Raw genomic sequence first — 12,658 nt, 5'->3', positions numbered from 1 at the left:
CTCTCAGCATTTGTCATTTATAAGCATAGCATAATTTATCCATTCATAGCGGCTTGTCTCTTGATCAGGTCTTCAATTACGATACATGCCATCGCTTCTACAACTGGAATAATGCGAGGACAGATACATGGATCATGTCTGCCAATCGTCTCGATCATTTTTTCTTGACCGTGAATATCAATCGTATGCTGCGGCAAAGAGATCGATGAGGTAGGCTTAACAGCTATACGAAAGACGATTTCTTCGCCTGTGCTGATGCCGCCGACAATTCCGCCTGCATTGTTGCTTAGAAAACCATCCTTGCTCATCTCGTCATTATGCTCGCTGCCTAACATCTCAGCTGCAGCAAAACCTGCTCCAAACTCTATGCCTTTCACAGCACCTATAGAGAGCATCGCTTTCGCTAGCTCTGCATCTAGTTTGTCAAATACAGGTTCGCCAATTCCGGGTAAAACACCTCTTACTCTGCATTCTACAATTCCGCCGCAGCTGTCTCCAATAGCTGCTAAATGTTCGATCTTCTCGATCATTCGTACCGCCGCTTCTGGATCGCAAGCTCTCACCGCATTTTTTTCAATCTCATCTTCCACGTATTTTTCGCATTTAATGCCGCCTATTTCCTTCGAATAGGCAACAACACTTATTCCTCGGTTCTCCAACAGCTTGCGGGCAACCGCCCCACCGGCAACTCGGCCTGCTGTCTCTCTTCCCGATGCTCTCCCGCTTCCACGGTGATCACGTATCCCATATTTTTTCAAGTACGTATAGTCCGCATGTCCTGGACGAAAGGAATTTTGAATATCATTATACGCATCAGGCTTCATATCTGTATTATGCAGCATGATAAAAAGTGGAGTTCCTGTTGTTTTTCCTTCGAACATGCCAGAAAGAATGCGAATGACATCATATTCTTTGCGCGGTGTAGTGACAGAGGATTGTCCTGGCTTCCTTCGATCCATTTGTGTTTGAATATATTTCTCATCTAGTTCAACGCCTGGTGTAACGCCGTCTACAATGACGCCTACTGCTTCTCCGTGAGATTCTCCGAATGTTGTTATTTTAAAGCTTTCCCCAAATGTGCTTCCTGCCATAATGTAGGCCTCCCGATTGAATGCTTTGACGCATTCGTTATTTGTCCATTATAATTTTGAAAGTGAAATAAATGAAATCGAAATATCGAAACCTTGTCATAGAGAGGAACTATATCATGTTAATGAATATGGAATGGTATCGTATTTTTCTTCATACAGCCAAATTAGGCAATTTGACAAAAGCAGCACAAGAACTGCATATTACGCAGCCTTCCGTCAGTTATGCGATTAAACAATTGGAAGCGCAGCTTGACGTGAAGCTGTTTGATCGATTATCCAAGGGCGTGAAGCTTACGCCAGAAGGGATAGAGGTACTCGCCTATGTAGAGAAATCGTTTACGATACTGCAAGCTGGTGAAACGCAGTTACAAGCGCTAAAAAATCTTACAGCAGGCGAGCTGCGAATTGGTGCAAGCGGACCTGTGATCAAGCATTTGCTGCTGCCGCTGCTCGACACCTTTCACGCAGAGCATCCCGCTGTGCGCATTCGATTATCCCAAGGAAAAACGTCAGATATACGCAACCGTCTATTAGCAGGTCAAATTGACATTGGTCTTGTTCACTTACCTCTCTCTGATCATGATCTAGTCATCTCGCATCTTACCGAAATTCAAGACTGCTTTGTGGTTGGAGAATCTTATCGTCATTTAGTTGATACCCCCTTTACTGCTCAAACATTAGCAAAGCTGCCTCTTTTGCTGTTATCTGAAGCGAGCAGCACGAGATTGTTTATTGAGCAGTGGTTTGCTTTACAAGGAATAACGCCAGATGCGGATATGGAGCTTTCTAGTATGGATATGCTAATTGAAATGGCTATGCGCGGTTATGGAGCAGCCTTTGTCACACAATCGTTTGTTGATCAAGAACTGGATAATAAAAAACTATTTCAATTACAGACGATTGAACCTATTCCTACACGCTCCGTAGGTTTTGCTACTAGGCGCAATTCCTCACTTCCCATCATCGCAAAACGATTTATTGAGTTGCTTGAATAACAAGAAGAGCCTCTCGGCGTCCAAGAGGCTCTTCCTATTATCTACGTTTTGATTATCAGTATGCTCTTTCATATTGCTTTGCTGGTACTGACTCGCCTTTTACTGCTTGAATCGCATGCAGTGCCCAATAAGGGTCACGCAGCATTCCGCGAGCTACAGCTACTAGATCTGCATCTTCACTCGCAATCGTGGCCTCAGCAAGCTGCGGATTCTCTAGCATGCCGACTGCAATAACGGGTACTTGCAGCGCTTCTTTAAGAGCACGTGCCAAAGGCACCTGATAACCAGGGTAGTTGCCCGGACGACGTGCTCCGACAGGTCCTTCGCCGCCGCTGGATACATGAAACACATCCACTCCAGCTTCTTTGTAACGTCTGCTCAGTTCTATGCTATGGTTCAAATCATAACCATTATCCATATATTCAATGGCAGAAATACGCATGATGAGCGGCATTTCTGCTGGCATCACGCTTTTCACTGCTTGAACGACCTCGACGCCAAATTTCGCCAAATCCTGACCATACTCATCCTCACGAATATTCATACCAGGGGATTGGAATTGATGCACCAAGTAGCCATGAGCACCATGAATTTCAATCGTATCTACACCCGCTTCCACTGCTCGCCTTGCTGCCTCTTTAAATTGATCTACAATAATTTTAATTTCATCAACCGAAAGTGGTTTAGGTGTTTTGTAATTTGGACCTGCTGATATAGCTGATGGACCGACTGGCTGCTTCGCGTCCTCCGCTTTTCGTCCAGCATGCGCGATTTGAATACCTATTTTCGAACCATATTTATGAACTTCTGAAATGATGCGTTTGAAAGCTGGTATGTGCTCATCCGACCAAATCCCTAAATCTTGATCTGTAATTCGACCATCTGGATCCACATCTGTCATTTCCATTATGATAAGACCAGTACCCCCTATGGCACGAGATACATAGTGAACATAATGCCACTCATTTGGTATACCATCTTTCGCGTCTACGGAGTATTGACACATAGGAGCCATTACAATTCTATTCTTGAGCTTAAGATCTTTAAGGGCAAACGGTGTATCTAAATGTTTAAACGACATTATATATTCTCCTCTTTGTTAATTAGATTAGGTATTCGTAATTCTATTTTTACCACAGTAAGTATTAATAGGGAAGTAGTGAACTTTTTTTCATATAGTTTCCCTAAAGTTACTTTTGTATTATACTTGAGAAAAACGAGATGAATTTATAGAGGTGATCTGATGAATGAATTAAAACCGCTCGTTTTAGAGCGTGGCACTTACGGCGTCCCTTGCGTCATAGGCACGGTGCTCGATATTATCGGTACCAAGTGGACCTTTCTCATTATTCGTGACTTGCTGCTCGAAAACACGTTGCGTTTTAGTGAATTGTTGAAATCTTTGGAAGGTATAAGTCCCAAGACACTTTCCCTTCGATTGAAGGAGCTTGAGGATCAAGGCATCGTCAGTCGAACCATTTTTGCTGAGGTTCCCCCAAGAGTAGAATACACCATTACTGAAAAAGGTAAGCGATTAGAACCAATCTTTATCGAGCTGAAGCGATTCGGACTTACTTTATAATACAATCGTTTACAAAAAGGATCGTCTCCAGTCATCGCTTTAGGAGACAATCCTTTAGTTGAAATTATTTGCGATGTCAATTATAATATAGAATGCTTTTATTTGTTTACCGGAAAGGAAAGACTACGATGAGCGAAGCTAATCATTTTCGAGTTTTATTGTATTATAAATTTGTAACTGTACCGGATGCAGAGCAATTTGCCGCTGATCATCTTGCATATTGTAAGGATTTAAATGTAAAAGGCCGTATCTTAATTGCTGATGAAGGCATTAACGGAACGCTCTCAGGAACGATTGAGCAAACCGAACAATATATGGCGCATATGCGTGCGAATCCGCTATTCTCAGACATGGTGTTCAAAATCGACGAAGCAGATAAACATGCTTTCAAGAAGATTTTTGTGCGCTACAAGAAAGAGCTTGTGACGCTGCGTTATGATAAGCCACTAGATCCAAACACATTAAGCGGCACTCGTTTATCTCCTAAAGAGTTTCATGAATACTTACAAAGAGAAGATGTCATTGTGCTAGATGGCAGAAGCGATTACGAATACGATCTCGGTCATTTCCGCAACGCGATCAGGCCTGATCTAGAAACATTTAAGGAATTTCCTGAATGGCTTCGCGAGAATATGGCGGATTTTAAAGATAAGCCGATCCTTACCTATTGCACAGGCGGCATTCGCTGCGAGAAGCTTACAGGCGTTATGCTTAGTGAAGGCTTCAACGATGTTTATCAGCTAGAGGGCGGAATTGTAACCTACGGCAAGGATGAAGAAGTACAAGGCAAACTGTTTGATGGCAAATGTTATGTATTCGACGAAAGAACGTCCGTAGTCATTAATCAAACGGATGAAGCGGTTGTCGTTGGCAAATGCCACCACTGCGAGCAGCCTGCCGATACCTATATCAATTGTGCGGATGACTCCTGTCATTTGCAGCATATCGTATGTAAAGAATGTGAAGAATCGAAACATGGCTTCTGCTCCACTGCATGCGAAGAGCACGTTGTCAGCGTAAATTAATAGGCGAGCAACCGTAGATTTTGGTTATTTTTCTGGAACATGGTTAACCTAAATTAGCCTCGGGGTTTTAGGCAATCACGCTAGTGGAGGTTATTTGGATGGCTAACAACAAACACAAGTCGATTCCAAGCAAAAATCAAGCGTTTGTAGACAGCTCCAAAGAAGCGGAAAATAATTCAGCTTCGGCGAGAGCAGAGAATACCAATCAAAAAGGCCATGTTCCTAATAGCCCATCAACGGGCTAGCCGAATAATCGTTTTGGATCATAAAAAAGAGCTGCCGATGAGTTTTACTCGCGGACAGCTCTTTTTTATGTATTCCAACAGCATTATTTTGTGATGATCGCTTCCCAGCGATGCTGATATTGAATGAGACGTGGATGGAGCTTAGCAGGTTCCTCCGTCAACAACAGTCTGAGTTTCACGATCCACTCCTCGAACGATGAGAACGAAGCGAACAAATTCGCCATCTCACCAGTCATGAGTATAAACAGCGGTTTTGGATAGGTTTCCGCCAAATGTCTTAATGCAAAATCGATTGGCGTATATTTTTTGCGTTTAATTTCAAAACGTTCAACAACAATGTTCGTCTCCGCTCTGTCCCGCTTCCATTCATGCAGCCGATCTTCACGTTTATAAAATGGGCTGACGTCCTCTTTTGACATACGTTTTATGCTTAGCTCATGTAAAGGATAAAGAACTAGCTTACGAAAGGATCGTGCCTTCACCCAATCTGCGGCTAGATCAAGCTCTCGTTCCGTTGTATGCTCAAATGTATCATAGTATATAATCGTACCCTTGAGCTCATCTACTGGCGGCTCATAGCCGAACGGCATCTTCTGAACGTTATCCACCATTTATTTGCAGCCTCCTACTATCCAAGTCGTCAAATGCCTAGGAGCCCAAAATAACATATTTGGTGTGAAAATGCCATGTCAGAGCTTACTATAGTCTCTTTTCATAATATTTTTCACTAAACTTGGCCATTTGGAGTTGGAAGGACAATATTTTCGGGCAACCTTCTCTATTGTAGTTAGCCCCTTGCCAACGTAGTGTTTGGAGAGGAGCTGTCCAAACTTTCGCACACTATCTCCTTTCGTTTTAAAGCTAAACGCTTTATTGTACTTGTCGCCATCTATGGCATTCAAGCCGAATAAGTTATTTTTGCTTTTGGCCAGTCGGCTTTTGCCGTTTCCACTCTCCAGCTTCATGACGGCTATTGTAAAATAAGCATTTATTCCGTATTCTTCCTCGACTTCAAGGATAGCTTGTTCCAAATCATGTCCAGATAGTGCTGTGCCTTCAAATATTTTCTCAATATGTTCAATGGTGAGACCAGAGTCAGACTCAACGGTTGATGTCGGCTTGGTGAGTTCTTCCTCTACTTCCTCTACTGCCTCTTCTAAAATCTCAATTTTATCCAATCGCATCTCTTCGCTTTTTTCATTACGTGTAATTGTAGGTTGAGGAATAGCCTCAGAAGCAAAGGATAACACGGTTACTTCCTTTTTCACCTTTTTGGCATAACCGCCGTGTACAAATCCACCATCTTGCAGCTTGAGCCAACCATTATCCGTTTCTTCCGTTATTTCAAGCTTTGAACCCTTCTCTACAACCTTTATGATATCCGAATTGGCGCTCGGTTTTGTTCGAATGTTAAGGTAATACGCGGTAACCTCATATGTATTTGTAAGTTTTTCGACGATTGCTGGCGGTTGTTCGACTTGTAGATTCGACTCATGAGGGGTGTTTAGAGGCTGTTCAGATGAATTGACTGTTTCTGCGCTTATTTCGTTGAATGTCGGAGATACTGGAGCTGGAGTGGGTGAAGCGGTGACTTTATCAATGAGTTCTAGGCTGTCAACAGCAAGCGGAGATAAGTTGGATAGGGATAATGATTCTATTGCTGGCGTTTCTAACGATTGTGAATCCGATTCGTTATTTAAAGGTTGGACATACATTCCTAAAGTAATGACTAAAGATAAAACGAGCAAGTAAACAAATAAATGCTGATTCAACTTTTTTCGCATGATTATACCTCTCCCTTTTGTTAATGAAGTATACTTGTTACGATATAAGTTAGATGGCGAGAATAAGCAGGCACCAAGAAAACTGGACGGTCTGTGAAGATTATATGTCGCTTATTCCTTCAAAAGACGAGTTTTTGTCATTGTTGTAAATTATGAGAAAAATTTCAGAGTCTGAGGTTCAACTTTATAAATGCCAAAAAAGCTCTTATTCCCTAGAGAATAAGAGCTTTTTTTGAACTTATAAAAGCGTAAAAAAAAATTTCATTTTGCTTCAATTGAGCTGTTCTTCCCTAGATAGTCATCAGCTCATAATGTTTGCTTAAACGTTATTTTTTAAATCCGGCTGCATGTGCAGCGATAATCATATCCATCTGCTCATTCCAAGCTGCATCTTCGGTGCATCGCTCAGGGTGTGCTTCAAACCAAGCAACCGTCCGTTTAATCCCTGCTTCAAAAGTCAGATCCGCTGAAAAATCTTGAACTAAGCTTTTGATTTTGCGGTTGTCAAACACGCTGGTAACGGATTTATCGCCGAGCAAGCCGCCCTCAAGATCTGGATCATGTGAAATGAGAAACTCGGATGAAATGTGGACAAGCTTTGGTTCTACACCGGCTGCTAATCCAATAGCCTCATAAATTTGATTCCAGGTTAATACCTCATCTGAAGTAATATGGTAAGCCTGGCCAATCGCTTCCGCTCGTCCAAGCAAGCCGACAAACCCTTTAGCAAAATCGGTATTATGTGTCATCGTCCATAGTGAAGTACCGTCTCCATGTACAATAACGGGATGTCCCGCACGCATCCGTGCGATCAGAGACCAAGGATGCTGCCAACTATTCAAGGCAGCCGGGATCATCGTATCGCCATAGGTAAACGACGGTCTTACTATCGTGACTGGAAAACCAGTGGACGCCTGCTCTTCGAGCAGCAGCTGTTCACAAGCAATCTTGTCCCGAGAGTATTGCCAATACCGATTCTCTAGCGGCGTTGCTTCTTCTGTGATGATATAGTGCTTAGGCGGCTTCTGGTAAGCAGAGGCCGAGCTTATGAATATGTATTGATTCGTACGACCGCGGAACAACGCAATGTCCGTTCTAACATGCTCCGGTGTGAAGGCAATCCAATCGACGACCACATCAAACTGGTAACCTTCAAGTGCAGAAGCTGCCTGCTCGGGGTCGCGTATATCGCCTTTTATGACCTTTGCACCCTGTGGTACAAACTCGTCCCGCTTGCCTCTATTAAATAGATAGAGTTCAATTCCGCGTTCTAAAGCCAGCTTCGAAACGGCTTCACTTATTAACCCTGTTCCACCAATAAACAATACCTTCATCGACAATCGCTCCTTTTTTATCTTGGCATTTGTTACGATTAAATGGGAGAGCTTACGGCTTAAACGACCGAAATCGTCAATTAATAGTACCATAAGCGTTACTGTTTTAATATTTGAAAATGTTATAATAATACCAATGAATAGAAACAAGGAGTTGCTATACTTGAAACGATTAGCAAAAACAACAATTTATTCGGTTCTGCTCTCTTCTATGCTGCTCAGCGCATGCAGCAGCCAGACAAATTCTACGGGATCAGCGACTAACGCGCATGAAGCAAACAGCGGCAATCATGGTGATCATCAAACGGCATCTGGGGATTTGCAAGAAACGACAGCCTCGCTTGATATTTTACCTACTTTCCTGGACGGCGCTTCTGACAACCTGCGGATCGCCTATCAGACAGCTGCGACCGTCACGGATGTTTTGCCCTATATTCCTTGTTACTGCGGATGTGGCGAGAGCGCGGGACACCAAAGCAATCTTAATTGTTTTATTGCGGATATAGAGGAAGACGGCTCGGTTGTCTGGGACGATCATGGCACTCGCTGCGGTGTATGCATCGAAATTGCCGTAACAACGGCAGCCATGAAGTCTTCTGGGATCGAAGTAGAACGAATTCGCCAAATCATCGACGAAACGTACAAAGAGGGCTACGCCAAGCCAACTCAGACTAAGCTTCCTCCCGCTTCCTAATACGTATAATTTCAAGCTATAAACAAAATGACAGTCCAGAACATGAGCATTCGTTCTAGGCTGTCATTATAGCTTGGCACATACTTGGAGCTCCACATTCTTTATTCCTCTAACACATTTTTTAGTACCGCATATGCCCCCTCTGTTTTCTTAATGATATATTGGGAATGCTTTCGATCAATCATTCTGCTGCTAGCAGTGAAATCAGCTATCGCCCTGTCTAGTGTAATATCAAGGACAACTTCATCATCATTTACAAAAACCAGCTTATGTATCGACTCGTCCAGCATAGGAAAATCCCCTATCATCTTTCTATCTATTAAATACCCGACATATGAAGTTTCAGAGTTCCATGCCACTCCGACTGCTTTTTCCATCTCTTCTCTTGAACCATAAGTCTGAAACATAAACATTTTATCCCAATCAAATGTCGCGACATCCTTCATATCAAATGGTTTTCCCTTTTGCACCGCAGTCTTAAGTTGCTCTGTGAACATGGCTTCATGATCGTTAGTAACCCTAGTCATTCGATAGTTCGAGTAACTCAAAATAAGAGGAAGAAAAATAATGATTAGGAGCGCTATGATCACCCATTTTATTATTTTACGCATGGCTTCCCCCTCAAGCATGATTCCTATACGCTGTTAATAACGAATGCAAGCATTAGGTTGTTGCAGCATTCGAGGATTAAGCAAGAAAACAAACAAAATCATAATTTTACAGCATCGCTATGCTAGGACCAAAGTTACTAAAATAAAGCTATAAGATCATTTTATTAACCGATGTCTGCTTTATGGAGGGGATCTATGCGATTGCCAAATCAGATTGTATTTATTACGGATTCAGACAGTGACAGCGGGAAAGCGATGATTAGTCGTTTGACGGAAAGCGGAGCGCATTTTATTTTGAACAGTTATTCAGGAGGCTCCGCGATTGGGGCGGAATTAAAGCTAGTTCAGGACGCAGGTTTGCAGGCGATTGTTGTCTCGATTGATCTTTGTAAAAGCACTGAGGTGTCTGATATGCTTCTATTCGCAGAACAACAGCTCGGTACGGTTGATATTCTCGTTCACAACAATAAAGAAATTTTCCCAAGCACCATTGAAGACGGCGAGGAAGAGCTTTTCCAGCAAAGCATAGCACTAAACGCCAAATCCGCATTTATTTGTACGCAAGCGGTCGGCAAACAAATGATGATTAAGCAAGCTGGGAAAATCATCTATGTCTCTTCTATTCATGCAGAGAAGCCCACCGGTTCAGCCTTTACCTACAGCATTGCAAAAGGCGCAGTCAAAATGCTTTCAAAAGAAGCAGCCCTTGTATTAGGCCGATACGGGATCAGTGTCAACACCATTGAAGTTGGTGCGGTTGCTGGCGACGATGAGCTTTTTCACAGTAATCTTTCTACTTTGTATAACGATTATGAATTTAAGGTGCCTAATGCTGTTTTGTGCAGCTATGAAGATCTTGCCGAGCTTGTCTATTTTCTCTCTTCCGAAGAAGCGAGACTCATTAATGGAACAGATATTAGGTTGGATGGCGGATTTCTGCTTCATTATATGAATTTCAAAATGAAAAAACCGTAATCGCCGGTAAGGAGGTGTATGATGAGTATCGTTGGCAAAATCGCTTTAGTTACCGGTGCCGGAACGGGAATTGGCAAGGGAGTCGCAATCGAGCTTGCGCGGCGTGGCGTGATGGTTGCCATTCATTACAACCAAAGCGACGCCGGCGCGCTCCACACGAAACAGATTATTGATGATTTCGGCGGAAACGCGATGATCGTACAAGCTAATATTGCACATAAAGATCAAATTGATCGCATGGTTGGTTGCATCGTTAGTCATTATGGCGGCATTGACATTTTGGTGAATAATGCAGCTTTGCAGCTGAATTACGGATTTTTTGAGCATGATGAATCCTCGTTCGATCGTATGATGAATATTAATTTAAAGGGCTATTGGCAATGCATACAGGCTGTGGTTCCTTATATGAAAGCAAAACAATCTGGACGCATTATTAATATGTCCTCTGTCCATAGCAAACGTCCAACCGACTTCGATGTTGTTTATTCGATGACCAAGGGCGGGATTCGCATGTTAGGTAGAGAAAGTGCAATTGAACTTGCCCGTCATGGCATTACCGTAAATACCATTGAGCCTGGTGCTGTTGATGTTGGCAAACAAAGTGCTCGTGAATCTAAGCCAATTATGACTGCCGAGGACATCGAGAAGAACAAAAAAACGAGACGTTCGATTCATGATAAATTTCCGCTTGGCCGCGTTGGCCGTCCACTCGATGTAGCTCAGCTCGTTTGCTTCATTGCCTCGGATGAAAGCGAATTCATGACGGGCTCGTCGATCAGGCTCGATGGCGGCAGTATGCTGCTCTAAATCAGCTGGACCAATCATTTGATCCCTATCCTAAAATCAAGGAGTGACCATTCATGTCCAACAATCCTTCTTTTGAAGAAACACTAGCCTATGTCAGCAAGCATGCAAGCCCTTCCGCACTTCGGATTACAGATATTCGCTTCACCGATATTGTAGGTGGACCTTTTCATAGCAGTCTAATAAAAGTGTATACCAATCAAGGGCTTGTTGGGTTTGGCGAAGTACGTGACGGAGCCGATAAAGTATATGCTCAAATGCTGAAAGGACGATTATTAGGCGAAAACCCCTGCAATATCGATAAGCTGTTTCGCAGGATCAAGCAGTTTGGCGGTCATGCTCGTCAAGGTGGCGGGGTAAGCGGGCTCGAAATCGCCTTATGGGATTTGGCCGGAAAATCATACGGAGTGCCGATCTATCAAATGCTCGGAGGCAAGTTTCGCGACAAAATTCGGATGTACTGCGATACGGAAGTCGTCGGCAAGGATACAGGCACCGCCATGGGGCTTGCACTCCAGAAGCGTATGGAGGAAGGTTTCACCTTCTTGAAGATGGATCTAGGCATCGGTCAAATTATTAATGAGCCCGGTACTTTGAGTGCTCCGATTGGCTTCATCGATGAGATGCGAAATGCCTCAAAAAACCGTTACAGTGCGAACCATGACACCTTAACTGAAGAAGAAATTCGAGATATCCGAAATCAACATTACGATATTCACAATATCCCCCACCCTTTCACGGCGATTCATGTAACGGAAAAGGGACTTGATATGCTGGAGCAATATGTGGCGGATGTACGCGCTGTGATTGGGTATGAGGTTCCGCTGGCCGTAGACCATTTTGGACATATTGGACTTGAGGATTGTATAAAGCTTGGCCGCCGCGTAGATAAATTCAACTTGGCATGGATGGAGGATATGCTTCCATGGCAGTATACCGAGCAATATGCGAAGCTCGCCCGTGCGGTTGCTACACCGATTTGCACTGGTGAAGATATTTATTTGAAAGAAAATTTCAGGCCGCTGCTTCAAGCTGGCGGTGTATCGGTTATTCATCCAGACGTTCTGACGACTGGCGGTATTTTGGAAACGAAAAAAATTGGTGATATGGCACAGGAATACGGCGTCGCCATGGCGATTCATATGGCTGAGAGTCCTATTGCTTGTCTCGCAGCAGCCCATGTCGCAGCAGCGACGGAGAACTTTATGGCGCTTGAGTATCATTCCTGCGAAGTACCTTGGTGGGATGATATTATTATAAGCAATAAACTTCCGAAAAAGCTTGTTCAGAAAGGCTTCATTCATATGACGGATGCACCTGGTCTTGGCATTGATGACTTGAATGATGAAGTACTCGCACAGCATCTGCATCCAAAGATCCCGGGGCTCTGGGAGCATACGGACAATTGGAATCATTACCATTCCAATGATCGGCTTTGGAGCTAATTCGTAAATATAGTCATGCTGATGAAGGAAAATCGAAGCGGGACGCTTAACGGCGCTCCGTTTTTTTATTTTG

14 protein-coding genes are annotated in these 12,658 nt (G+C 43.3%); 8 read left to right on the top strand and 6 right to left on the bottom strand.

Going from position 1 to position 12,658, the window contains the following annotated elements; translation table 11 throughout:
* Nucleotides 1-35: 35 nt before the first annotated feature.
* Nucleotides 36-1,091, bottom strand: coding sequence for a chorismate synthase (gene aroC / locus AC787_RS10615; protein WP_054024750.1), 1,056 nt, complete (start codon nt 1,089-1,091; stop codon nt 36-38).
* A gap of 116 nt (nt 1,092-1,207) precedes the next feature.
* On the opposite strand from aroC, the gene AC787_RS10610 reads away from it, so the two are divergent.
* Nucleotides 1,208-2,086, top strand: a complete 879-nt coding sequence (locus tag AC787_RS10610) for a LysR family transcriptional regulator (RefSeq protein ID WP_054024749.1) — start codon at nt 1,208-1,210, stop codon at nt 2,084-2,086.
* Between the two features lie 55 nt (nt 2,087-2,141).
* Here the strand turns inward: AC787_RS10610 and AC787_RS10605 are convergent, their stop codons facing one another.
* A complete protein-coding gene (locus AC787_RS10605) occupies nt 2,142-3,167 on the bottom strand; it encodes an NADH:flavin oxidoreductase/NADH oxidase (protein ID WP_054024748.1) in 1,026 nt (341 codons plus the stop codon).
* 162 nt (nt 3,168-3,329) lie between these two features.
* Between AC787_RS10605 and AC787_RS10600 the strand changes: the two genes are divergently transcribed.
* From AC787_RS10600 to AC787_RS34450, 3 genes are all read left to right on the top strand, one after another.
* Nucleotides 3,330-3,668 (top strand): winged helix-turn-helix transcriptional regulator, encoded by a 339-nt coding sequence (locus AC787_RS10600; protein ID WP_054024747.1) that lies wholly within the window; start codon nt 3,330-3,332, stop codon nt 3,666-3,668.
* Nucleotides 3,669-3,796: 128 nt separating this feature from the next.
* A complete protein-coding gene (locus AC787_RS10595) occupies nt 3,797-4,693 on the top strand; it encodes a rhodanese-related sulfurtransferase (RefSeq protein ID WP_054024746.1) in 897 nt (298 codons plus the stop codon).
* A gap of 98 nt (nt 4,694-4,791) precedes the next feature.
* Nucleotides 4,792-4,938: a hypothetical protein gene (locus AC787_RS34450; protein WP_162839309.1), complete on the top strand. Its 147-nt coding sequence runs from the start codon at nt 4,792-4,794 to the stop codon at nt 4,936-4,938.
* Between the two features lie 83 nt (nt 4,939-5,021).
* Here the strand turns inward: AC787_RS34450 and AC787_RS10590 are convergent, their stop codons facing one another.
* The 3 genes from AC787_RS10590 to AC787_RS10580 all read right to left on the bottom strand — a co-directional run bounded on the left by AC787_RS10590 (nt 5,022) and on the right by AC787_RS10580 (nt 8,056).
* Complete coding sequence (locus AC787_RS10590) at nt 5,022-5,549, bottom strand: hypothetical protein (RefSeq protein ID WP_054024745.1); 528 nt, start codon at nt 5,547-5,549, stop codon at nt 5,022-5,024.
* Between the two features lie 78 nt (nt 5,550-5,627).
* Entirely contained in the window at nt 5,628-6,722 is a 1,095-nt protein-coding gene (locus tag AC787_RS10585) for a glucosaminidase domain-containing protein (protein WP_054024744.1), read from the bottom strand.
* A gap of 326 nt (nt 6,723-7,048) precedes the next feature.
* Entirely contained in the window at nt 7,049-8,056 is a 1,008-nt protein-coding gene (locus AC787_RS10580; protein WP_054024743.1) for an SDR family oxidoreductase, read from the bottom strand.
* Between the two features lie 163 nt (nt 8,057-8,219).
* Between AC787_RS10580 and AC787_RS10575 the strand changes: the two genes are divergently transcribed.
* Nucleotides 8,220-8,750: a PCYCGC motif-containing (lipo)protein gene (locus AC787_RS10575; protein ID WP_268760165.1), complete on the top strand. Its 531-nt coding sequence runs from the start codon at nt 8,220-8,222 to the stop codon at nt 8,748-8,750.
* Between the two features lie 101 nt (nt 8,751-8,851).
* Here the strand turns inward: AC787_RS10575 and AC787_RS10570 are convergent, their stop codons facing one another.
* A complete protein-coding gene (locus AC787_RS10570) occupies nt 8,852-9,361 on the bottom strand; it encodes a hypothetical protein (RefSeq protein ID WP_054024741.1) in 510 nt (169 codons plus the stop codon).
* 195 nt (nt 9,362-9,556) lie between these two features.
* Between AC787_RS10570 and AC787_RS10565 the strand changes: the two genes are divergently transcribed.
* The 3 genes from AC787_RS10565 to AC787_RS10555 are packed head-to-tail and all read left to right on the top strand — an operon-like array spanning nt 9,557 to nt 12,585.
* Nucleotides 9,557-10,336 (top strand): SDR family NAD(P)-dependent oxidoreductase, encoded by a 780-nt coding sequence (locus AC787_RS10565; protein WP_054024740.1) that lies wholly within the window; start codon nt 9,557-9,559, stop codon nt 10,334-10,336.
* Between the two features lie 18 nt (nt 10,337-10,354).
* Nucleotides 10,355-11,143, top strand: coding sequence for an SDR family NAD(P)-dependent oxidoreductase (locus AC787_RS10560; RefSeq protein WP_235560947.1), 789 nt, complete (start codon nt 10,355-10,357; stop codon nt 11,141-11,143).
* 53 nt (nt 11,144-11,196) lie between these two features.
* Complete coding sequence (locus tag AC787_RS10555; protein ID WP_054024738.1) at nt 11,197-12,585, top strand: mandelate racemase/muconate lactonizing enzyme family protein; 1,389 nt, start codon at nt 11,197-11,199, stop codon at nt 12,583-12,585.
* The last annotated feature ends 73 nt before the right edge of the window (nt 12,586-12,658 follow it).

The sequence above is a fragment of the Bacillus sp. FJAT-28004 genome, assembly GCF_001280845.1.
GTDB lineage: Bacteria > Bacillota > Bacilli > Paenibacillales > Paenibacillaceae > Pristimantibacillus.
Note: the sequence above shows the minus strand (reverse complement) of the source record. Positions and strands in the feature narration are given on the sequence as shown.

Bases quoted from the DNA above. Each gene is read 5' to 3' on its own strand.
- AC787_RS10560 (WP_235560947.1), top strand. From the start codon at position 10,355: ATGATGAGTATCGTTGGCAAAATCGCTTTAGTTACCGGTGCCGGAACG.
- AC787_RS10610 (WP_054024749.1), top strand. From the start codon at position 1,208: ATGTTAATGAATATGGAATGGTATCGTATTTTTCTTCATACAGCCAAA.
- AC787_RS10595 (WP_054024746.1), top strand. From the start codon at position 3,797: ATGAGCGAAGCTAATCATTTTCGAGTTTTATTGTATTATAAATTTGTA.
- AC787_RS10570 (WP_054024741.1), bottom strand. From the start codon at position 9,361: ATGCGTAAAATAATAAAATGGGTGATCATAGCGCTCCTAATCATTATT.
- AC787_RS10565 (WP_054024740.1), top strand. From the start codon at position 9,557: ATGCGATTGCCAAATCAGATTGTATTTATTACGGATTCAGACAGTGAC.
- AC787_RS10590 (WP_054024745.1), bottom strand. From the start codon at position 5,549: ATGGTGGATAACGTTCAGAAGATGCCGTTCGGCTATGAGCCGCCAGTA.
- AC787_RS34450 (WP_162839309.1), top strand. From the start codon at position 4,792: ATGGCTAACAACAAACACAAGTCGATTCCAAGCAAAAATCAAGCGTTT.
- AC787_RS10555 (WP_054024738.1), top strand. From the start codon at position 11,197: ATGTCCAACAATCCTTCTTTTGAAGAAACACTAGCCTATGTCAGCAAG.
- AC787_RS10580 (WP_054024743.1), bottom strand. From the start codon at position 8,056: ATGAAGGTATTGTTTATTGGTGGAACAGGGTTAATAAGTGAAGCCGTT.
- AC787_RS10600 (WP_054024747.1), top strand. From the start codon at position 3,330: ATGAATGAATTAAAACCGCTCGTTTTAGAGCGTGGCACTTACGGCGTC.
- aroC (WP_054024750.1), bottom strand. From the start codon at position 1,091: ATGGCAGGAAGCACATTTGGGGAAAGCTTTAAAATAACAACATTCGGA.
- AC787_RS10605 (WP_054024748.1), bottom strand. From the start codon at position 3,167: ATGTCGTTTAAACATTTAGATACACCGTTTGCCCTTAAAGATCTTAAG.
- AC787_RS10585 (WP_054024744.1), bottom strand. From the start codon at position 6,722: ATGCGAAAAAAGTTGAATCAGCATTTATTTGTTTACTTGCTCGTTTTA.